The sequence below is a fragment of the Thalassovita sp. genome (assembly GCF_965218685.1).
Lineage (GTDB): Bacteria > Pseudomonadota > Alphaproteobacteria > Rhodobacterales > Rhodobacteraceae > Thalassobius.
Genome location: NZ_OZ244657.1, coordinates 2620662 through 2642504, shown reverse-complemented (window position 1 = coordinate 2642504; position 21843 = coordinate 2620662). Strand labels below are relative to the sequence as shown.

Below are 21843 nucleotides of genomic sequence, written 5' to 3'. Positions count from 1 at the left end.
GGACGACCTCATGTCGCTGAACCATGTTCGCCCGTGGCGCAATATCTATCGCCGCCAAAGCCGCAAGATCCACGTAGGCTCTGTGCCTGTTGGGGGGGATGCGCCGATCTCGGTTCAGACCATGACCAACACGCTGACGACGGATGTAAAAGGCACACTGGATCAGGTGATCCGCGCCGCAGACGCCGGGGCTGACATCGTTCGGATTTCGGTGCCTGATCAGGAAAGCTCGAAGGCGCTGAAAGAGATCGTGCGCGAAAGCCCGGTGCCCATCGTCGCTGACATCCATTTCCACTATAAACGCGGGATCGAAGCCGCCGAGGCTGGCGCTGCCTGTCTGCGGATCAATCCGGGCAATATCGGTTCCGAGGATCGGGTGAAAGAGGTCATCCAGGCCGCACGCGATCATGATTGCTCGATCCGGATTGGCGTGAACGCCGGATCTTTGGAAAAGCACCTGCTGGACAAATACGGCGAGCCGACGCCCGACGCGATGGTCGAAAGCGGCATGGATCACATCAAGATCCTGCAGGACCACGATTTCCACGAGTTCAAGATCAGCGTGAAGGCCAGCGATGTCTTCATGGCCACCGCCGCCTATCAGCAACTGGCCGAGTTGACCGATGCCCCGATCCATCTGGGCATCACCGAGGCAGGCGGGCTGATGTCCGGCACGATCAAATCCTCGATCGGGTTGGGGAACCTGCTGTGGATGGGCATTGGTGACACGATCCGCGTCAGCCTGTCCGCCGATCCGGTCGAAGAGGTAAAGGTCGGCTATGAGATCCTGAAATCGCTGGGTCTGCGCCACCGCGGTGTAAATATCATTTCCTGCCCGTCATGTGCGCGCCAGGGCTTTGACGTGATCAAGACCGTGGAAACGCTGGAGCAGCGGCTGGAACACATCAAAACCCCCATGAGCCTGTCGATCATCGGCTGCGTGGTCAACGGCCCCGGCGAAGCGCTGATGACAGACGTCGGATTTACCGGAGGTGGGGCAGGGTCTGGCATGGTCTATCTGGCCGGCAAGGCCAGCCATAAAATGTCCAACGACCAGATGGTCGATCACATCGTGGAAGAGGTCGAAAAACGCGCCGCCCAGATCGAGGACGGCGCGGTCGAGGTCATGGACGAAGACGTCTGAGTCTCAGCTGTCCTCGCGGGCGGCCTCTACCAGCTCCATCATATCCGCCAGCGGGACATAGCCGCGCAGCAGGTCAGTCCCCAGCACGAATGTCGGCGTGCCCGAAATTTGCAGTGCCTGGGCCAGCTGATGGTTTTCACTGATGATCTGATCCACCAGCGGGTCGTTGATCTTGCCCCGGATCGCGTCGCCATCCAGCCCCAGTTTGTTCGCCAGACGGGTCAGGGTTTTTTCGCTGACGGCGGCTTTGGTTTCCATCATGGCGTTGTGCATCTTCTCATAGGCTTCGTCGCCGCCAACGATCCGCGAGGCGATGGCAAAGCGCGAGGCCAGCACTGATTGATCGCCCAGAATGGGGAATTCCTTGATGATCAGCTTGATGTTGCCATCGGCTTCGAGCAGCTGCTGGACCTCGGGGTGGGCTTTGCGGCAATAGCCACAGCGATAGTCCGAAAACTCGACCAGAACGATGTCGCCATTCGGATTGCCACCGACCCACGAATTCGGATCGTCAAAGATCTTGCCTGCATAGGCGGCGACCATCTGCTGCTCGATCGCGGCCTGGGCGGCGGCCTGGCGCTGTTCGTAAACCTGGTAGGCTTCCAGGATCACCTCGGGATTGTCCATCAGATAGGCGCGTACTTCGGCACGAAACGCCGAGCGTTCGGCATCGCTCATCTGGGTCAGGTCAGAGGCCTGGGCAGGGGCGGCCACACCTGCGATCAGCAGTGCCGCAGAGGCAAGAAGACGTTTCATATCAATTCCTTTTGTTTACAGCGGCTTTCGAGGCAGAAATCACATCCTGCGCCCGAAGCCAAGAGGCAGAACCACGAGGCAGCAGCCCCTCGGCTCGTTTGGCATGGATCAGCGCATCCTTGGGGCGACCGATCAAAGCATAGCGTTCGGCCGTGACGACCGAGGCCATGCCGGTTTGTCCAAGCTGCGCATAGGCCATCGCCAGATCACGCAGCAGGCTGGGGTTAGTGGCGTCACGCGCGCGGGCTTTTTCCAGCACCTGGCGCGCGGATTTGTGTTGGCCCGAAACCAGCAGCGCGCGCCCATACCCGCCCAGGATCAGCGCGTTCTTGGGGGCCAGGTTGGCGGCTGTCTTATAGGCTGCAACGGCAGCACTGGTTTTGCGCGATTCCAGCAGGATTTGCCCGCGCAGGTCATGCGCGAAGGCATCCTTGGGTCGCATGGCCACCAGACGGTCGATGGTTGCGATGGCTTTCGCGCTGTCGGGTTTGCGGTGATGGGCGACGGCCTCGCGCATCAGGCGAATGTCTTTGGTGGCGCTTTTGGGCGCACGGCGCAGCGTCCAGCTGGAGGCGCGCAGAAACGCCGACAGCTTTCCTTGCGCGCGCTGAAACCAATAGTCCGCCTTGGGATCGGGTTTGGGTGTTCCGTTCAGTGCGGTGACCTGCGCCTTGAAAGCGCGGATCCGGTCGCGGGTCAAAGGGTGCGAGCGTGCATAGGGATCCTGATGCGATGCCGACAGCATTTCCTGACCTCGAAAGATGTCAAGCACCTCCAGATAGGCCTGGGGGTTCACGCCGGCCGAGATCATGTAGCGCAAGGCTGAAAGGTCCGAGGCAGCTTCCTCGGCGCGGGTATGGGATAGGAACAAACGCTGTGCTGTCGCGCTGATCCCCGCGCCAATGCCTGATGCAGCGTCCGCATTGCCGGTGGTTGCGGCGGTCGCAGCTGCAAGCGCCATGCCAAGCCCTGCGATCGTGTTCGCTGCACGGGCGTTCTGCTGGCGCCGGGTGATATGACCGTTTGCAATATGGGCCGCCTCGTGCGCCAGCACCGATTGCAGCTGCGCGGCACTTTTCATTTTCAGCAGCAGGCCCGAATGAATGAAGATATGCCGCCGGTCGACGATAAAGGCATTATAGCTGCTGTCCTTGATCACCACGATCTTGACCGAAGAAGGAGATAATCCTGCCGCCGCCAAGATCGGACGGGCCAGTTGACTCAGCGAATGTTCAATATCCGCGTCCCGCAACAACGTAGCTGCGCGGGCGGGGACGGCCAGCACAAGGCAGAGCAGGGTAATTGTGGCCAATCGGCCCATGAGGTGCATTGACGGCGGTCCTGTTTCGCTGTGAATTGGCGTCTCTTTCGGCACCTTAGGAATGAACAGATGCGAAACTCAAGACGTGGCGAGGTTGATCCCTTTATTGTGATGGACGTGATGGAGGCCGCGCGCGCCGCTGAAGAGGCAGGGCGCAACATCATTCACATGGAAGTCGGTCAGCCCAGCACACCGGCCCCCGCCGGTGCGCGCAAGGCGCTGAGTGATGCCATGAACTCGGATTCGCTGGGCTACACCGTGGCCCTTGGACTGCCTGCTTTGCGAAAACGCATCGCCCGTCTGTATGGCGAATGGTATGGCGTCGATCTGGACTGGAACCGCGTGGTGGTCACGCCGGGATCGTCCGGGGCGTTCATCCTGGCCTTTACGGCCCTGTTCGATCGCGGCGCCCGCGTAGGAGTGGGCGAGCCGGGGTACCCGTCTTACAGGCAGATTCTGCGCGCTTTAGACCTGGAGCCGGTGGCCCTGCAGGCCAGCTCGGCCAACCGGCTGCAGCCCGTGCCCGCTGATTTTGCTGATCTGAACCTTGATGGGTTGATGGTTGCCTCGCCCGGTAATCCGTCGGGTACGATGCTGGATCGTCCCGCAATGGAGGCAATCGTCAAAGCCTGCGCTGACAGTGACACCATCCTGATCAGCGACGAGATTTATCATGGAATCGAGTATGACCAGAAAGCCGTAACCGCGCTGGAGATCACGGACGAATGCTATGTGATCAACTCGTTCTCGAAATATTTCAGCATGACCGGCTGGCGTGTCGGCTGGATGGTGGTTCCGCAAGACCATGTGCGACTGGTTGAACGGATCGCTCAGAACATGTTTATCTGCCCGCCGCATGCCAGCCAGGTCGCCGCCTTGCATGCGATGGACTGCACCGAAGAGCTGGACCGGAATGTCGCCATCTATGCCAAGAACCGCCAACTGATGATGGAGGGGCTGCCCAAGGCCGGGTTCGACAGGATCGCACCACCCGATGGGGCCTTTTATGTCTATGCCGACGTCAGCCATCTGACTGAGGACAGCCGCACCCTGGCCGCCGAAATTCTGGAACACGCGGGCGTTGCCGTTACGCCGGGTCTGGATTTCGATCCGGTGCGCGGGGGCGGAACCTTGCGCTTTTCCTATGCCCGGCAGACCGAAGATATCATTGAAGGGCTGGAGCGGCTGACCCGCTACATGGCTACTCGGGGCTGATTTTCGCGCAATGATGCGGCAGGGGGCTGGGCAGCGCCGCGCCCTTGCCGTATCGTGCCCTCAACGAGGCAGCCACACGCCGGAAAGAGCGGATGCGCAGTATTATTTGGGTAGTTATGGTTTTGCTGGCGGTGATGCCAGCCCGCCTGCAAGCACAAGAGCTGAGCGGGCTTGCTCGTGTGGACGTGGGATATTCGCAAATCCGCGACACCTGGGGCGGAGGGCTTTCGGTGGAGCTGGCGTTGACACAAGGCGTGCCCTATCGCGTCTACACGCTGGATCAGCCACGTCGGCTTGTCATGGATTTCCGCGAGATCGACTGGACCAACGTGTCCTCAGAGGTACTGTTGAATGCCAATCGCGCCTCGGATGTGCGGTTCGGAGCTTTCCGGCCCGGCTGGTCGCGGATGGTAATTGACCTTGCCGAGCCCCTGTTGCCCGATGCTATTGAGATGCAGATCGATCCGGCCACAAGCAAGGCCCGGCTAAGCGTGTCCCTGTCCGAAACGTCAGCGCAGGATTTTGCCGCACGTTCGGGCGCGCCCTATGATCCGCGCTGGGATCTGCCCCCCCCCGCCGAGGTGGCCAAAGCGCAAAAACGCGGGGACGGTCCGCTGGTGGTGGTGCTGGATCCCGGCCATGGGGGGATTGATCCGGGTGCCGAACGTGACGGGTTGAAGGAAAAACACCTGATCCTGAAATTTGCCAAGGAATTGAAAGAGGTACTGGTCCGTTCAGGCCGCTTCGATGTGGTGCTGACGCGCGAGGATGACAGCTTTGTCTCGCTTGAACGGCGCATCGCGATTGCGCACGAAGCCGGGGCGCATGTATTCATCTCGCTGCACGCTGACGCGCTGTCCGAGGGCAATGCGCATGGCGCCACGGTGCATCTGCTGCGCGACAGTGCCAGCGACGAGGCCAGCCAGCAATTGGCCGAACGTCATGATCGCGATGATATCCTTTCCGGCGTCGATCTGTCTGGTCAGGACGACGTGGTGGCTGGCATCCTGATGGACCTGGCCCGCCAGGAAACGAAACCGCGTTCAGAGCAACTGGCCCAAAGCCTGGTGCAGGGCCTGCGTGCCGCGCGTACGCCGGTGAACAACAAGCCCATCCGTTATGCGTCATTCTCGGTGCTGAAATCTGCCGACATCCCTTCGATCCTGCTTGAGATCGGCTTCATGTCCTCGGAACGGGATCTGAAAAACCTGCAGGACAAGAACTGGCGGCTGAATACTTCGGTGGCGATCCGGGATGCGCTTCGGGCGTGGATGGACGCCGATGCCAACCTGCGCGAACTGGTCCGGCGCTAGGAAAACAGCGGATTCTCGCGCGCTGATCAACGCTTCTTGTTTTGACGCTATGCGATGTGAGAAGTATAGAGACGCCAACAAGCATAGGGGCGCGGTGGGTGCTGAGGTTCATTCTTTCCTTTTTCGGAGCGATCTTTACGGCGGCGACGCTGGGGCTGACCGTTGTGGCTTTGTCCATTGGTGCGGTGTTCTGGATCTATGGTCAGGACCTTCCCAGCCACGAAAGCCTGGCCCAATACAAACCGCCCACCATCAGCCGGATTTATTCGGGCGAAGGTCAGATCATCGATGAATTCGCCAAGGAACGGCGCCTGTTCACCCCTGCGGATGAAATCCCCGACCTGGTGAAGCAAGCATTCATCAGCGCCGAGGACAAGAATTTCTATACGCACAAAGGCTATGACGCGCGCGGCATCGTTTCAGCGGCGGTGGATGCGGCCAAGTCGCGGGGCAAGAACCTGCGCGGGGCCTCGACGATCACGCAACAGGTGATGAAGAACTTCCTTCTGGGTGGCGAAAAGAAGATTGAACGCAAGATCAAGGAAATCATCCTGGCCACCCGTGTTGAAGAAACACTGAGCAAGGACCAGATTCTTGAGTTGTATCTGAACGAGATTTTCCTGGGCCAGAACTCGTATGGTGTGACCGCAGCGGCGCAGACCTATTTCAACAAGACTCTGGGCGAATTGGCCCCGCACGAGGCGGCAATGCTGGCCTCGATGCCCAAGGCGCCGTCCGACTATCATCCGGTTCGGAACAAATCGCGCCTGCTGGCGCGCCGCAATTTCGTGCTGAAGGAAATGGCCGAAAACGGCTACATCACCCAAGCGGTCTATGAAGCTGAGAAGGCCAAGCCACTGCGCTCGGTGCAGAACGGTGATTTCGAAAGCTTCCGCACTGCGCTTCCGCCGCGAGACTATTTCACTGATGAAATCCGCCGCCAGCTGTCCGAGGAATTCGGCGAGGGCGAGTTCTTCTCGGGTGGTTTGTCCGTGCGTGCCACGATCGACCCCGAAATGCAGGTGGATGCTGCCTCGGCCTTGCGTCGCGGCCTGGAAAAATACGACCGCAGCCGCGGTGTTTGGCGCGGAACCGAGGTAAAGATCGACGCCGCTCAGCTGGACACAGAGGAAAAATGGCGCGCCGCGCTGGACGCCACCGATGTGCCGCGCGACATCGTGCTGGACGGTCAATGGTACCCCGCCGTTGTGCTGGAATTGGGCAAGAATGACGCCCGTATCGGCATCGAGGGGATCGCCGAAGACGCCGATGGCCACTGGATCGTCGCCAAGGACGTGACCTGGGCCGGCAAGCAACTTGAAGACGGAAAAACTGGTAAAAAGGCCAAGCGCGCCAGTGATCTGCTTGAAGTTGGTGACGTGGTTCTTGTGCGAGCATTGACCAAGGAAAGCGACGGAAGTTTCGTCCGCTGGACCCTGCGCCAGGTGCCCGAGATCCAGGGCGGTTTCATGGCCATGGACGTTAACACTGGCCGCGTGATCGCCATGCAGGGCGGGTTCAGCTATCAGCATTCGGTGTTTAACCGCGCGACGCAGGCGAACCGTCAGCCGGGCTCCAGCTTTAAACCCTTCGTCTATGCCTCGGCGCTGGACAGCGGATATAGCCCGGCCACCATTGTGATCGACGCCCCGATCGAGATTGATACCCCTCAAGGTCTGTGGCGGCCCAAGAACTCGTCCAACCAGTTCTACGGCCCCACGCCGCTGCGCACCGGGATCGAGCAGTCGCGGAACCTGATGACAATCCGTCTGGCCCAAGAGGTCGGCATGGATGTGATCGCCGATTACGCCGAGGATTTCGGAGTCTATAACGCGATGGGTGAATTCCTGGCCAACTCGCTGGGCGCCGAGGAAACCACCCTGTTCAAGATGGTTGCGGCCTATGCGATGTTCGCCAATGGCGGCGAGCGGGTCGAGCCTACGCTGGTTGACCGCGTTCAGGACCGCTATGGCCAGACGATCTATCGCCACGACAAACGCACCTGCACCAACTGTTTCGATGGGTTCCTGAGCGCTGGCACCAAGCCCAATATCGTCAGCAACCGCGAGCGCGTGATGGATGCGATCACCGCCTATCAGCTGACCTCGATGATGCAAGGTGTGGTGCAGCGCGGAACCGCGGCGGGCATCGTTAATCTGGGCGTTCCCACGGCGGGCAAAACCGGTACCACCAACGAATCCAAGGACGTCTGGTTTATCGGCTTCACCAGCAATATCGTGGCAGGGTGTTACATGGGTATGGACACGCCGCGCCCGCTGGGCCGAGGGTCCTACGGGGGAACCATGTGCGGCCCCGTGTTCCAGGAGTTCATGAAGAAAGCCACGCAGAAATACGGTGGCGGCAAGTTCCGCGTGCCCGAGGGCGGACGTTTTATCAAGATCGACCGTTTCACCGGCGCGCGGCTGCTTGATGGCGAAAGTGGCTCGCATGTTGTGGCAGAATATTTCCGTGAAGGCGAAGAGCCGATCTTTGGCATCACCTATGATGGCGGTTTTGCCATGGGGTCGAACCTGCCGCTGATCGACGAGGTGCAGGAATACTCGCAAGAGGTCACGACCTCGACCGGGGGAACGGCGGTTGTGGGGCCCAAGGCTTCGTTCGGGTCCGTGTCTTCGGGCGGACTGTATTAACGCGCGCGCCTGCTTGCCCCGGCCTTCGGGCTGGGCTATCACCCAAGCCGGATAATAAGATATTCAGGGGCCTTCCATGCGCGCAGAAGTTCAGAACACGGTTGCAGCTATCGAGAAATCGCTGGCCCTGTTGCGTCAGCGTATGAACTGGGAAACTGTGCAATACCGGCTTGAGGAATTCGATGCCCGTGTCGAGGATCCGACCCTGTGGGACGATCCCGAAGGCGCGCAGAAACTGATGCGTGAACGCCAGTCGCTGCTGGATGCGGTGGCCAGTCACAATGACATCCAGACCGAACTCAACGACAATATCGAACTGATCGAACTGGGCGAAATGGAAGAAGACGAAGAAGTCGTCGCCGAGGCCGAGGAAACCATCAAGGCGCTGGCCGTCAAGGCCGCCGAAAAAGAGCTGGAGGCGCTGCTGGACGGCGAGGCTGACAGTTCGGACACGTTCTTGGAAATCAACTCGGGCGCGGGCGGCACCGAAAGCTGCGACTGGGCCTCGATGCTGGCGCGGATGTATGTCCGTTGGGCTGAGAAGAAGGGTTACGAGGTCGAGCTGCAATCCATCAGCTATGGCGAAGAGGCGGGGATCAAATCCGCCGCCTACAAGATCAGCGGGCATAACGCCTATGGTTGGCTGAAATCCGAAAGCGGCGTGCACCGTCTGGTGCGGATCTCGCCCTATGACAGCTCGGCGCGGCGGCATACCTCGTTTAGCTCGGTTTGGGTTTATCCGGTGGTGGACGACAATATCGAGATCGAAGTAAACCCTGCTGACATTCGCATTGATACCTATCGTTCCTCGGGCGCGGGCGGTCAGCACGTGAACACGACGGATTCGGCCGTACGGATTACCCACATCCCGACAGGGATCGTGGTGACCTCCTCGGAAAAATCGCAGCACCAGAACCGTGACATCGCCATGAAAGCGCTGAAATCGCGCCTGTACCAGATGGAGCTGGACCGCCGCAATGAGGCGATCAACGCCGCCCACGAATCCAAGGGCGACGCGGGCTGGGGCAACCAGATCCGGTCCTACGTGTTGCAGCCCTACCAGATGGTAAAGGACCTGCGGACGGGCTATGAAACCTCGGACAGCGCGGGCGTTCTGGATGGCGATCTGGACGGGCTGATGGCCGCCACGCTGGCCATGCAAGTGTCGGGTAAATCCCGCGCCGAGGCGAACGCGGAAGAGTAACGCACACCCTTGGGGATTGATCCAAAAGGGATTTTGCTAAATCGTGAGCGGGCAGGGGGCGACCTCTGCCCGTTTTGCGTGGGAGGGCAAATGGGCGATTTACTGGAACATGACGCGTTAAGCCTGTCGGGGATGCTGGCTCGCAAAGAGCTGAGCGCGGTCGAGCTGATGCAAGCCACACTGGCCCAAATCACGGCGTGGAACCCGCGGGTGAATGCCATCGTAAGCGCGATTGACCCCGATCAGGCGCTTGCCCTGGCAGCAAAGGCGGACAACGCCAAGCGAATGGGCTGGCTGCACGGGATACCCGTCGCGATCAAGGACTTGGCCAATGCACAGGGGCTGGAAACCTCGATGGGCTCGCCGGTTTTTGCGGGGCAGGTGGCGCAGGCGGATGATCTGTATGTCGCCCGGATGCGCGCTGCCGGAGCGTTGATCATCGGCAAGACCAATGTGCCCGAGTTTGGTCTGGGCAGTCATACCTTCAACCCGGTGCATGGGGCGACGGTGAACCCCTATGATCCGGGGCGCAGTGCGGGTGGGTCCTCGGGTGGGGCAGCGGCAGCGCTGGCCACGCGGATGCTGGCGATCGCAGACGGATCGGACATGATGGGCAGCCTGCGCAATCCGGCAGCGTGGTGCAATGTCTATGGTCTGCGCCCGACCTGGGGCCGCATTCCGAACGAACCTACGGGGGATATGTACCTGCATCCGCTGGCCACGAACGGGCCTATGGGACGCTCGCCGGCTGATATCGCTGCGCTGCTTGAGGTGCAGGCCGGACGCGATCCGGTGCAGCCCTTTGGTGTGGCCCATAATAACGTGTCTCGGGGGCTTGATGCGCCCATTCAAGGGATGCGGATCGGGTGGCTGGCCGATTGGGGCGGGGCCTATCCAATGGAGGACGGAATCGTGCAGCGGTGCGATGCTGCCCTGCAGGTGTTCCGAGATCTTGGGGCAGTAGTCGAGCATCTGGCACCGCCCTTTCCTGCGTCCAAGATCTGGGACAGCTGGCAGGTGCTGCGCTGGTTCGCGGTGGCTGCCAAGCTGGAACCGCTGTACCGGCAGGAAAAGACCCGCGCCCAACTGAAACCCGCCGCAATATGGGAGATCGAGAATGGTCTGGCCCTCAGCGCCATGCAGGTGCAACGGGCCAGCGCGCTGCGTTCAGAATGGTTCCGCGCTGCGGCCGTGATGTTCGAGCAATTTGATGCGGTGGTGCTGCCCACGGCGCAGGTCTGGCCGTTCCCCGTCGATGACATTCATCCCACCCGGATCAACGGCCAGCCAATGGATACTTATCATCGCTGGATGGAGGTGGTCGTGCCCGCCAGCCTGATCGGATTGCCCGCACTTTCGGTTCCGGTGGGTTTTGGAGTGAACGGCCTGCCCATGGGGATGCAGCTGATCGGGGCCGCCCGAGCGGACAATACCGTCCTGCATTTGGGCCAAGCCTATCATCAGGCGACGCTCTGGCCGCAGAAAATGCCCCCACGCCAGCCCTGAGCGCTTGATTTCGAGGGTAAAACCCGGTCCCATACTCAAAAATAAGAATGTATCGCTTTGGGAGGAGTGTATGCCGTACGAATTGGAACATGGTGCGCCGCAGATGGGGCAGGTGAGTCTCGGCATGCTGAAAGAGGCCCTGCGCCGTGGTTGGTCGGACATGAAACGTGCCCCGGTATTCGGGTTGGTGTTCGCCTCTTTCTACGTGGGTTTGGGTCTGATCTTTGCGTGGATCACCCTGGCCACGGGTAAAAGCTATTGGTTGGTCTTTGCCGCAGTCGGCTTTCCCCTGATCGGGCCTTTCGCGGCCGTGGGCCTTTACGAGGTCTCTCGCCGGCTCGAGCAGGGTCGCGCCATGGATATCTACAAGATTTTTGGCGTGGTTCTGATGCAGTCCAAGCGCCAGCTTCCGTCGATCTGCGCGATTGTGATCTTCATGTTCCTGTTCTGGTTCTTCATTGCCCATATGATCTTTGCGCTGTTCCTGGGGCTTAGCACGATGACCAACGTGTCCACCTCGTTCGAGGTCTACCTGACCGGCAATGGCCTGATGATGCTGGGGGTTGGCACCGTGGTCGGGGCTTTGTTTGCGCTGCTATTGTTCATGATCACCGTCCTGAGCCTGCCCATGCTTCTGGACCGCGAGGTGGACTTTGTCACCGCCATGATCACCAGCTTTCAGACCGTGGCGCAGAACTTGGTGCCCATGCTGATCTGGGCGTTTTTCATCGCGGTGATTACTTTCGTTGCGATGCTGCCGGCGTTCCTGGGGCTGTTTATTGTCTTGCCGTTGCTGGGGCATGCAACATGGCATCTGTACCGGCTTTTGTCCTCGTCGCAGGATTGACCTAGGTCAACGAGGCTCTTTCCATGGCGGGATATCATATCAGGGACGCGGAATGTTTTTTTCGGTGTCTTTGATTAAACGTGCCGCGTCTTTCTGACCTTAGGAGGAGAAGGAAAGAATATGCGACCAAAACTATCTGTACTGACGGCTTTTGCCTTTGTTGGCATGGCCTCGATCACTTCGGCCGATGAAATGGCCGATCCCGGACAGACCACGTTCCAGCAATATTGCGCGACGTGTCACGGTATGTCTGGCGACGGAGCTGGTCCGATGACCGAGATGATCACAGCAGCCGTGCCCGATCTGACCGGCATGACCGCCCGGAACGATGGCGTATTTCCCATGCTTCAGGTGATCCACATCATCGACGGGCGCACTGGGTTGCGGGGCCATGGTGGCCCGATGCCCGTGTACGGTGCAATCTTCGACGACGAGGCCTCGGATACTGGTCCGTACGGGGGGCCACTTTACACGCGTGGCAAGATCCTGTCGGTGGCTTACTATCTGGAAAGCCTGCAGAAATAGGCAAAAGAAAAGGGCCGGTGCAGACCGGCCCTTGGATTGTCGATTTAGACGTTTTCTTACAGACCGCGCGACAGCGCTGCCACGCCTGTGCGCGCAATTTCGACCAGGCCCAGCGGGCGCATCAGGTCGGCAAAGGCGTCGATTTTCTCGGGCGTGCCGGTGATCTCGAAGACAAAGCTTTCCAGCGTGCTGTCCACCGCGTTGGCACGGAAAATGTCGGCCAGGCGCAGTGCTTCGACCCGTTTTTCCGAGGCTCCCTGAACCTTGATCAGCGCCAGCTCGCGCTCCACGGCGTGGCCTTCGACGGTCAGGTCGTGAACCTCGTGCACGGGCACGATACGACCCAGCTGCGCCTTGATCTGTTCGATCACCTGCGGAGTGCCGGTGGTGACGATGGTGATGCGCGAGCGATGGCCCGCGTGATCAATCTCGGCCACGGTCAGGCTGTCGATGTTATAACCGCGCGCGCCAAATAGCCCGATAACGCGGGCTAGAACCCCCGCCTCGTTGTCGACGATGACAGCCAGGGTGTGCTTTTCGATAACATCGGAAAAATTGGGCCGCAGGTTATATGCGGAATGCTTGGTCGAGCCTTTTTTGATTTGCAGAGCAGACATGTCGTTTCTCTTCTTTTCTATCCTTCAGGGGCCGGGGGCAGGGTGGTGCCCCCAGGGCTCATCACACCAGAACCGCGCCGGTGTTGCCGATGGCGTCTTGGGTGTTGGCATCGCCCATCAGCATCTCGTTATGCGGCGCGCCCGACGGGATCATGGGGAAGCAGTTTTCGTGCTTTTCCACCAGGCAATCAAAGATCACCGGCCCGTCATAGTTGATCATCTCAAGGATGGCGTCATCCAGATCATCGGGGTTGTCGCAATAGATGCCCTTGGCGCCGAACGCCTCGGCCAGCTTGACGAAATCGGGCAGGGCTTCGGACCACGAATGCGAGTACCGCTCGCCATGCAGCAGTTCCTGCCACTGGCGAACCATGCCCAGACGTTCGTTGTTCAGAATGAACTGTTTCACCGGCAGGCGGAACTGCACCGCGGTGCCCATTTCCTGCATGTTCATCAGCCAGCTGGCCTCGCCTGCGACGTTGATCACCAGACTTTCAGGATGCGCCATCTGCACACCGATCGAAGCCGGGAAGCCATAGCCCATGGTGCCCAGTCCGCCCGAGGTCATCCAGCGGTTGGGATCTTCAAAGCCCAGGAACTGCGCGGCCCACATCTGGTGCTGGCCCACCTCGGTAGTGACATAGCGGTCATGGTCCTTGGTCAGGGCCTCAAGACGTTCCAGCGCGTATTGCGGTTTGATGATCTTGTCCGACCCGTTGTAGGTCAGGCATTTCACCGAGCGCCACGCGTCCAGCTGTTTCCACCATTCGCTCAGCGCGGCCTTGTCGGTCTTGCGACCGCGGGCCTTCCAGACCTTCAGGATGTCTTCCAGCACGTGGCCAACATCGCCGACAATCGGGATGTCCACGCGGATCACCTTGTTGATCGAGGACGGATCAATGTCGATATGCGCTTTGACCGAGTCCGGGCTGAAGGCATCGATGCGGCCGGTGATCCGGTCGTCGAAACGCGCGCCGATGTTGATCATCAGATCGCAATCGTGCATCGCCATGTTCGCTTCGTACAGGCCATGCATGCCCAGCATCCCCAGCCATTTGTCACCCGAGGCCGGATAGGCGCCCAGACCCATCAATGTGCTGGTGATAGGGAAACCGGTCTGCTCGACCAGTTCGCGCAGCAATTGGCACGCGGCGTTGCCCGAGTTGATCACGCCGCCGCCTGTATAGAAGACGGGCTTTTTGGCGGTTTCCATGGCAGCGACCAGTTCGTTGATCGATTCCATGTCGCCCTTGACTTGCGGCTGATAGCGACTGGTCGAAACCTTCTGCGGGGCGTTGTATTCACCAGTGGCGAACTGCACGTCCTTGGGAATGTCGATCAGCACCGGACCGGGACGGCCCGAGGTGGCAACGTGAAACGCCTCGTGCAGGGTGGCCGACAGCTCGTCGGTTTCCTTCACCAGCCAGTTATGCTTGGTGCAGGACCGGGTGATGCCGACGGTGTCCGCCTCTTGGAAAGCATCCGAGCCGATCATGAACGTCGGCACCTGGCCGGTCAGAACCACGATCGGGATCGAGTCCAGCAAAGCATCGGTCAGGCCGGTCACCGCGTTGGTGGCACCGGGCCCCGAGGTCACCAGAACACAGCCGGGTTTGCCGGTCGAGCGGGCATAGCCCTCAGCTGCGTGCACGGCGCCTTGTTCGTGGCGAACCAAAATGTGACGGATGTCATTTTGCTGAAAAATCTCGTCGTAAATCGGTAGCACAGCGCCCCCGGGATATCCGAATACGACGTCCACGCCCTGATCCTTGAGGGCTTGAACTACCATTTTCGCTCCGGTCATTTGACGTGTCATCTTGTTTGCTCCGTTTACGACGTCACTGTATGTGCCAAAGAAAAGCCCCCGATGTTTAATCGGGGGCGCATGGGGTACCGTTATGGTGTCCGTTACCGGCCCATGCGCCATTTACCTACGATTACGACTAGCGTTGTCATCAAAAGGCTCCTTCGTGCGAGCGCGACATTAGGAGCGCAGGGAAGTAGCGTCAACAGCGAAAATGCGGTCTTTGCGAACATTTCTGCCCTAAAATCTTTGCAAAAGTTGCGTCACGCGCGGTATCGAGTGAAATTTTCGGAATTTCGCGCCCGGATTCGGGCAGAATCTTCAGGCATTTTCGCAGGGTGACGCCACGACAGGTGGCGAAATCTCGCGCTGTCAGACAGCTTTCATGTTTTGTTTACACCTATGTCACGAAAAACATCGAATTCTCAGGACGGACGCTTTGACCCTCAAGGCGCGAACACCTTCTTTCATAGCTATTAAAGAGGCTAGCCATGCAAAAGCACGACAGCAGCGACCTGTCCTGGGATGAATTTGACGAAATGCGCGACCCGCGCCCCGAGGAGAACGGCTTTGACGCCGTCGTAGACCGCGCGATCTCGCGTCGCGGTTTCCTGGGTGGCGCTCTGGCCTTTGGGTCCGGTGCCGCCGTGTTCGGCTCGGGTCTGTTCGACAGTGCCGCAGCCATGACCAAGGGCTTCAAGTTCCAGCCCATCGACATCGCCACCGATTACGACATCCACGTGCCCGAAGGTTACGACTGGAAGGTCCTGACCCGCTGGGGCGACGCGCTGTTCAGCGAAGCCAAGGACGCCTATTCGCCCGAGACCGGCGTTTCGGTTGACATGTCGGACAAGGTTTTCGGCGAAAACACCGACGGGATGGAGCTGTTCGAAGTGGACGGCAAACAGCTGATCGCCGTGAACTCGGAATATGTGCGCCCCAAGCTGAACCTGCCCGCCGATGCCGAAGGCACCCCGCGCAGCGCTGACGAGGTCAAGTTGCTGAAGAACCTTCAGGGCGTGACCGTGATGGAAGTGGCCGACAACGGAAACGGCTATGAAGTTGTCGTCGACAGCCCCTATAACCGCCGCATCACTCACGACACCGAAATGATGCTGGCAGGCCCTCTGGCAGGTCACGACCTGGTGAAAACCAAGGCTGACCCCGAAGGCCGCACCGTTCTGGGCACCATGAACAACTGTGGCTCGGGCAAGACTCTGTGGGGCACCTACCTGACCTGCGAAGAAAACTTCAACGGCTACTTCGGCGCAACCGGCGAGATGCCCGTAGGTGACGGCTACAAGCGCTACGGTATCGGTGGTGAAGGCCGCTATGCCTATGAAAAGTTCGACCCGCGCTATGACATCTCGAACGAGCCGAACGAACCCCACCGCCACGGTTTCATCACCGAGATCGACCCCACTGATCCCACCAGCACCCCGGTGAAACGCACCGCCTTGGGCCGTTTCAAGCACGAGAACGCCGAAATGGTTCACGCCAAAGACGGCCGTATCGTGGTCTATATGGGCGATGACGAGCGCGGCGAATACCTGTACCGCTATGTCTCGAACGGCACCTATGTCGAAGGTGGCAGCACCGAAGGCCTGCTGGACGACGGCACGCTGTATGTGGCCAAGTTCAACGACGACCAGACCGGCGAATGGCTGGCGCTGACCCCGGAAACCACCGGCATGTCCGCCGCTGAGATCCTGGCCTTCACCCGCATGGGCGCCTCGGCTGTCAAAGGCACCACCATGGACCGCCCCGAATGGGTTGCCGCCAACCCGCTGAAGGTCGAGGCTTACTGCGCCCTGACCAACAACAAGAACCGCGGCAAGAAGCCCAACAAAGGCGGCGACGACATCTCCGTCAACGGCCCCAACCCGCGTGAGACCAACAACTACGGTCAGATCGTGCGCTGGACCCCGGCGGATGAAAACCACGCGTCGGACAGCTTCACCTGGGATCTGTATGTGATGGCCGGAAACCCGACCGTCTACAACAACGCCTATGCTGGCTCGGCGAACGTCAACGAAGGCAACATGTTCAACTCGCCTGATGGCATGGCGTTCTCGTCCGACGGGATGCTGTGGATCCAGACCGATGGCAATGACAAGAACGAGGGCGAGTTTGCCGGCATGGGTAACAACCAGATGCTGGTGGGCAACCCTGAAACCGGTGAAATCGCCCGCTTCATGACCGTCCCCAAAGGCGCCGAAGTGACCGGCCTGTGCTGGTCGGCGGACAAGAAAGTGGCCTTCGTCGGCGTGCAGCACCCCGGCGGTCAGTGGCCCGATGGCAACGGCAAGCCCCGTTCCTCGGTCGTGTCCGTCTGGCGCAAAGATGGCGAAATGATCGGCTAACCGATCGGCAAGGGCAGGGGGCGCGTCAGCGTCCCCTTTCCCCGAGGCAGCAGGCCGCCCAGGCCGAATGCCGAGATATCCAGTGCGCGCCCGTCAGGGCGCGCTCCTTCGGATCAAGACTGCTAAAGACTTACGCCTGTCCCCTGCAGCACACCATGTTCCAAAGCATAGCGTGTCAAACCCGCAGTCGAGGATATCCCCAGCTTCCGTTTGATATTCTTGCGATGTGTCTCCACCGTCCGCACCGAGATATCCAACACCAGAGCGACCTCTTTGTTGGACTTGCCCTGCGCCAGTTGCAACAGCACCGTCTGTTCGCGCCCGGTCAGCTGTTCGCGCTGCTCGTCCCCTTCGGGTTGCAGTGATCCCTTGGCGCCCGTGCACAGATACCGCTCGCCGCGCATCACCGTATCGATCGCGGTTTTGATTTCTTCGGTGGGAACATCCTTCAGCACGTATCCCTTGGCGCCGTGGCTAAGCGCGGACGAGATATATTCGGGGCTGTCATGCATCGAAAGGATCAGAATCCGCGTTTCCGGGCGCTGCTCCAAGATCATCTCTGTTGCGGTCAGTCCACCGATTTCGGGCATATTCAGGTCCATCAGGATCACGTCTGGGCGCAGGCTGTCCACCTGGTCCACGATCTCGCGACCGGTGCGCAAAGCGGCCAGAACCTCGAAATCATCATAGGATTCCAGCACCGCCTGAATTCCCTCGGCCACCATGGGATGGTCGTCCACGATCACGATTTTCACGGGTCCGCTCATTCAGCAGCCTTTTTCGTCGTTTCCAGGTCTTCCGGCGACAGCATGTGCGATAGGGGAACCTTGGCCTCGATCAACGTGCCATTGCGCCCTGAAGTGATGGTCAGTGTGCCATCAAGCTGTTCCATACGCTCTTGCATGTTGCGCAAGCCCATTCCTCCCTTTCCGCCATCCTCTTGTGTGGATTGCGATATTCCGCGGCCATTATCCCAGATTCTCAGCGTCGCGCCAGTGCGATGTCCGCGCAGGTCCACGGAAACCTCGGTAGCCCCTGCGTGACGTTCTACATTTGTAAGGGCCTCCTGCGCGATCCGGTACAGGGCGATCTTGCTTTCCTGATCCAGACGGTTGCGGAAAACAACAGTGGTGAACGAGGTTTCTATACCCGTGCGGGTGCTGAAGTCCTGGGTCAGCGATTTCACGGCGGGGCCAAGGCCAAGGTCGTCCAGCACACCGGGGCGCAGGTCGCGGCTGATGCGGCGGACCTCTTGGATGGCGCCCGACAGATGCGAGATCCCACGGTCCAGCATTTGCAGCCCGCGCTCGTCCTGTTCGGGCGAAAGGCGCCGACGTGCGGTGTCCAGTGCGTAACGTACCCCCACAAGGATCTGGCTGATGCCGTCGTGCAGTTCACGGGCGACGCGGCCGCGCTCTTCTTCCTGGGCGTCGAACACCCGCTGGGTCAGCTCTTTGAGCTTGGCGTCAGCCAGCATTCGCTCGCGGATGTTCAGCGCCATGCCCGAGACGAACACCACCATCAGCGCTGCAAAGGTTATGACGCCAATATTGTAAAGCGTACGCTCGACGCGCTGTTCGACCTCGGCCCGGGCCGCCGCGACCGAGGCTTTCACGTCATCGATGAAGACCCCCGTTCCGATCGCCCAACGCCAATCCTGAAGGCCCAGCACATATGTTACCATCTGCGCCTCTTGTCCGGTCGAGGGCTTTTCCCACAAGAACTGGTGATACCCGGCGCCCTGCTTGGCAAGATCGATGAAACGATCCACCACTGGGGTGCCGGCGCTGTCTTTCAGACCGGCCCAGTTTTTACCGATGAAATCGGTCTGGCGCGGACTGACAAGGTTGGTGCCATCATAATCGTAGACGAAAAAGAAACCGTCCGTGCCATAGATCATTGCCGCCAGAATCTGCGAGACCCGCTCTTTGGCATCCTCATCATCGGGCGCGGCCTGACCATAGATGTGGTAAAATCCGTTGCGCGCCTGGGTGACATAGTTGCGCAGCTCTTCTTTCTTGGCGTCAAGCATGCGCTGTTCCAGCGCCTGGATTTCGCGCTCGGCGAAGGCCCGTGACTGATGCGATACCAGAAGGGCGATCATCACCACCGACAAAACAAGCGGAAGCGTCGCCAGAAGGAACAGTTTCTGAGCGTAAGACGGGCGTAGGATGCGGCGTAGCCAATTCATGCCCCGAATCGATACGAGAACTTGGCCCCAAAAGCAAAGTGGTTCCGGATCAGCGCGAAAATTAGCTGTCAAATGATCTTTGCGATTCTCTCGTTTAAAGCTGTCCACGCGTAATAAGTGGCAAAAAATGCGGCGTTCTACGTAGAACTAGGTATTCACATCCGTAATTGGATAGCTAACCTGACCAAACTTCAAACGATCCGTCCGTCCAAGGGGCGGACTGAAAACTATCTGGGAGGATACATAATGGATCGTCGCTCTTTTTTGAAAACGTCTGCTCTGGGTGGCGCTGCTGCCGCTTCGACCACTGCTCTGGCCGCTCCGGCTTATGCGCAGGGTAAGCGCACCCTGACCATGGTCACCACCTGGGGCCGCGGTCTGGCTGGCGTGTTCGACGCAGCGCAGCGTACCGCTGACAACATCACCGCCATGTCCGACGGCAACCTGACCGTAGACATCAAGGCCGCCGGCGAGCTGGTTGGTGCTTTCGAAGTGTTCGACGCCGTATCGTCGGGCCAGGCAGACATGTACCACGGCGCTGACTACTACTTTGTCGGTCAGCACCCGGGTTATGCGTTCTTTACTGCAGTTCCCTTCGGTATGACCGCACAGGAACTGGTGAACTGGTACTACCAGGACGGCGGCATGGAGCTGCATGACGAACTGGGTCAGATCTTTGGCCTCAAGTCGTTCCTGGCAGGCAACACCGGCGCGCAAGCTGGTGGCTGGTTCTCGAAAGAGATCAACAGCCCCGAAGATTTCAACGGTCTGAAGTTCCGTATGCCCGGTCTGGGCGGTAAAGCCCTGGGCAAGCTGGGCGCATCGGTTCAGAACATTCCGGGCTCTGAAGTGTATCAGGCGCTGTCCTCGGGTGCGATTGATGGCACCGAATGGATCGGCCCCTGGGCGGACGAAAAGGCTGGTTTCCAGGAAATCACCAAGACCTACTATACCGCTGGCTTCCACGAACCGGGTGCAGGTCTGTCGGTTGCCACCAACCGCGACGTGTTCGAAGGCCTGTCGCCGGCGCACCAGAAGATCATCGAGGTCGCCTGTGCCGAAACTCACCAGTGGAACCTGTCGCAGTTCCTGGCCAACAATGGTGCCGCCCTGCAGCGTCTGCAGGCTGGTGGCGTGAAGGTCATGGAATTCCCCGACAGCGTCTGGGATGCGTTCGGCAAAGCTTCGCAAGAAGTTCTGGCCGAGAACATGAGCGACGAGCTGTTCAAGAAAATCCACGACAGCGCTATGGCATCGATGAAATCGTCGGCCGCTTGGCTGGAAAAATCGTCGGGCGCCTATACCGCTCAGCGTGGCCGCGTCCTGGGTTAATCCAGACGTTAGACGCTAATCTGATCCCCCGCCCACGCGGGGGATCGCTTTTCACTTGCCAGGCCACAGAAACCCGAAACGGCGTCAGGCGGCGGCAAGCAACATTCCGGGGGATACATGCAGGAAGAAAGTGGCGCATCCGCCATTGGTGCCCTGTTTGACGGGCTCTGGTGGGTCATTCAGAATATCGGACTTGCCTTTTACAACTTCGGCTATGCCGTAACCCATCCGCAGTTGTGGTTGGACTGGTCAGACAAAGCCTCGATCATGCGCTTTGTCTACTACGGCGGGTCGGTCGAGTTTTTCTTTGTCATCTTCACACTGTTCTTGGTCCTGACGGCTGTCGGGCTGTATTTCCGTGGCTTCATGTGGGGCATGGTTCGGGGATTTGAGGGATTTGCAAACACCGTAGGCCGGTTCTTTGCCTGGGCGGGTCTGCTGATGGTATTTCAGCAGATCATCATCGTGTTCATGCAACGCGTCTTTGCCCGGCCGGACATGTCCTTTGGCTTCGGCATTCCTCTGCAGATGGACATCAGTTGGTTCGCAGAAGAGCTGAAGCTTTATAACGCCATGGTCGTGTGCCTGTGCGCCACCTACACCTTTGTGCAGGGCGGGCATGTGCGCGTTGATCTGGTCTATTCCGGCATTTCGCACCGCGCCAAGCGCGTAGTGGACATGCTGGGCTCGCTTTTGTTCATGATGCCGATGGCGGTGCTGGTCTGGATGTATGGCTGGTACTTCATGTGGCGCCACCTGATCGTGCCGAAACCTTCGGCATCGGATACGCTTGAGCGTTTGGTCATGAAATCCCGCGCCCTGCGCTGGAACGTGGAAACCATCGGGTTCTCGCCCAACGGGTTCAACGGGTACTTCCTGTTCAAGATCCTTCTGATCGGCTTTGCCGCAATGGTGTTCATTCACGCCGTGGCCTTCTTCTACCGCTCTTTCCTGGAATTCATCGAAGGCGAGGAAAGCATCGGCAAGCACCTGGACAAGGATTCGCTTGGCGAAGGTGAAGAAGCCTATGAAGGCACGCATTAAATAAGGGGCA

17 protein-coding genes are annotated in these 21843 nt (G+C 59.5%); 11 read left to right on the top strand and 6 right to left on the bottom strand.

The window, feature by feature from the left end:
• The first annotated feature begins 10 nt into the window (after positions 1–10).
• Entirely contained in the window at positions 11–1144 is a 1134-nt protein-coding gene (gene ispG, locus ACOQOQ_RS13065) for a flavodoxin-dependent (E)-4-hydroxy-3-methylbut-2-enyl-diphosphate synthase (RefSeq protein ID WP_420567426.1), read from the top strand.
• 3 nt (positions 1145–1147) lie between these two features.
• Here ispG and ACOQOQ_RS13060 read toward each other — a convergent pair whose 3' ends face one another.
• Complete coding sequence (locus ACOQOQ_RS13060; protein WP_420567425.1) at positions 1148–1900, bottom strand: DsbA family protein; 753 nt, start codon at positions 1898–1900, stop codon at positions 1148–1150.
• 1 nt (position 1901) lies between these two features.
• Positions 1902–3230 carry a M48 family metalloprotease gene (locus ACOQOQ_RS13055; RefSeq protein ID WP_420567424.1) on the bottom strand — a complete coding sequence of 443 codons (1329 nt, stop codon included), beginning with the start codon at positions 3228–3230 and terminating at the stop codon, positions 1902–1904.
• 60 nt (positions 3231–3290) lie between these two features.
• On the opposite strand from ACOQOQ_RS13055, the gene ACOQOQ_RS13050 reads away from it, so the two are divergent.
• From ACOQOQ_RS13050 to ACOQOQ_RS13020, 7 genes are all read left to right on the top strand, one after another.
• Positions 3291–4436: a pyridoxal phosphate-dependent aminotransferase gene (locus ACOQOQ_RS13050; protein ID WP_420567423.1), complete on the top strand. Its 1146-nt coding sequence runs from the start codon at positions 3291–3293 to the stop codon at positions 4434–4436.
• Between the two features lie 92 nt (positions 4437–4528).
• Positions 4529–5749, top strand: a complete 1221-nt coding sequence (locus tag ACOQOQ_RS13045; protein WP_420567422.1) for an N-acetylmuramoyl-L-alanine amidase — start codon at positions 4529–4531, stop codon at positions 5747–5749.
• 98 nt (positions 5750–5847) lie between these two features.
• A complete protein-coding gene (locus tag ACOQOQ_RS13040) occupies positions 5848–8400 on the top strand; it encodes a penicillin-binding protein 1A (RefSeq protein ID WP_420567421.1) in 2553 nt (850 codons plus the stop codon).
• Positions 8401–8476: 76 nt separating this feature from the next.
• Complete coding sequence (gene prfB, locus ACOQOQ_RS13035) at positions 8477–9604, top strand: peptide chain release factor 2 (protein ID WP_420567420.1); 1128 nt, start codon at positions 8477–8479, stop codon at positions 9602–9604.
• Positions 9605–9694: 90 nt separating this feature from the next.
• Positions 9695–11110, top strand: coding sequence for an amidase (locus ACOQOQ_RS13030; protein ID WP_420567419.1), 1416 nt, complete (start codon positions 9695–9697; stop codon positions 11108–11110).
• Positions 11111–11180: 70 nt separating this feature from the next.
• Positions 11181–11957, top strand: a complete 777-nt coding sequence (locus ACOQOQ_RS13025) for a DUF2189 domain-containing protein (protein ID WP_420567418.1) — start codon at positions 11181–11183, stop codon at positions 11955–11957.
• A gap of 120 nt (positions 11958–12077) precedes the next feature.
• Entirely contained in the window at positions 12078–12482 is a 405-nt protein-coding gene (locus ACOQOQ_RS13020) for a c-type cytochrome (protein WP_420567417.1), read from the top strand.
• 56 nt (positions 12483–12538) lie between these two features.
• Here ACOQOQ_RS13020 and ilvN read toward each other — a convergent pair whose 3' ends face one another.
• Complete coding sequence (gene ilvN, locus ACOQOQ_RS13015; protein ID WP_420567416.1) at positions 12539–13099, bottom strand: acetolactate synthase small subunit; 561 nt, start codon at positions 13097–13099, stop codon at positions 12539–12541.
• A 61-nt stretch (positions 13100–13160) separates the two neighbouring features.
• On the bottom strand, positions 13161–14915 hold the full coding sequence (locus tag ACOQOQ_RS13010) for an acetolactate synthase 3 large subunit (RefSeq protein ID WP_420567415.1): 1755 nt from the start codon (positions 14913–14915) through the stop codon (positions 13161–13163).
• A gap of 479 nt (positions 14916–15394) precedes the next feature.
• Here ACOQOQ_RS13010 and ACOQOQ_RS13005 point away from each other — a divergent pair, with 479 nt between their 5' ends.
• The gene (locus ACOQOQ_RS13005) at positions 15395–17266 is read left to right on the top strand and encodes a PhoX family protein (RefSeq protein ID WP_420567414.1); all 1872 of its coding nucleotides are present in this window, start codon (positions 15395–15397) and stop codon (positions 17264–17266) included.
• A 122-nt stretch (positions 17267–17388) separates the two neighbouring features.
• On the opposite strand, the gene ACOQOQ_RS13000 is transcribed toward ACOQOQ_RS13005, so the two are convergent.
• On the bottom strand, positions 17389–18033 hold the full coding sequence (locus ACOQOQ_RS13000; protein WP_420567413.1) for a response regulator transcription factor: 645 nt from the start codon (positions 18031–18033) through the stop codon (positions 17389–17391).
• Complete coding sequence (locus tag ACOQOQ_RS12995; RefSeq protein ID WP_420567412.1) at positions 18030–19457, bottom strand: cache domain-containing protein; 1428 nt, start codon at positions 19455–19457, stop codon at positions 18030–18032. Before ACOQOQ_RS12995 ends, ACOQOQ_RS13000 begins: the two co-directional genes overlap by 4 nt.
• Positions 19458–19703: 246 nt before the next feature.
• On the opposite strand from ACOQOQ_RS12995, the gene ACOQOQ_RS12990 reads away from it, so the two are divergent.
• Together ACOQOQ_RS12990 and ACOQOQ_RS12985 are read left to right on the top strand one after the other, a co-directional pair.
• Positions 19704–20789: a TRAP transporter substrate-binding protein gene (locus ACOQOQ_RS12990; protein ID WP_420567411.1), complete on the top strand. Its 1086-nt coding sequence runs from the start codon at positions 19704–19706 to the stop codon at positions 20787–20789.
• A gap of 117 nt (positions 20790–20906) precedes the next feature.
• Positions 20907–21833, top strand: a complete 927-nt coding sequence (locus ACOQOQ_RS12985) for a TRAP transporter small permease subunit (protein WP_420567410.1) — start codon at positions 20907–20909, stop codon at positions 21831–21833.
• Positions 21834–21843 lie beyond the last annotated feature (10 nt).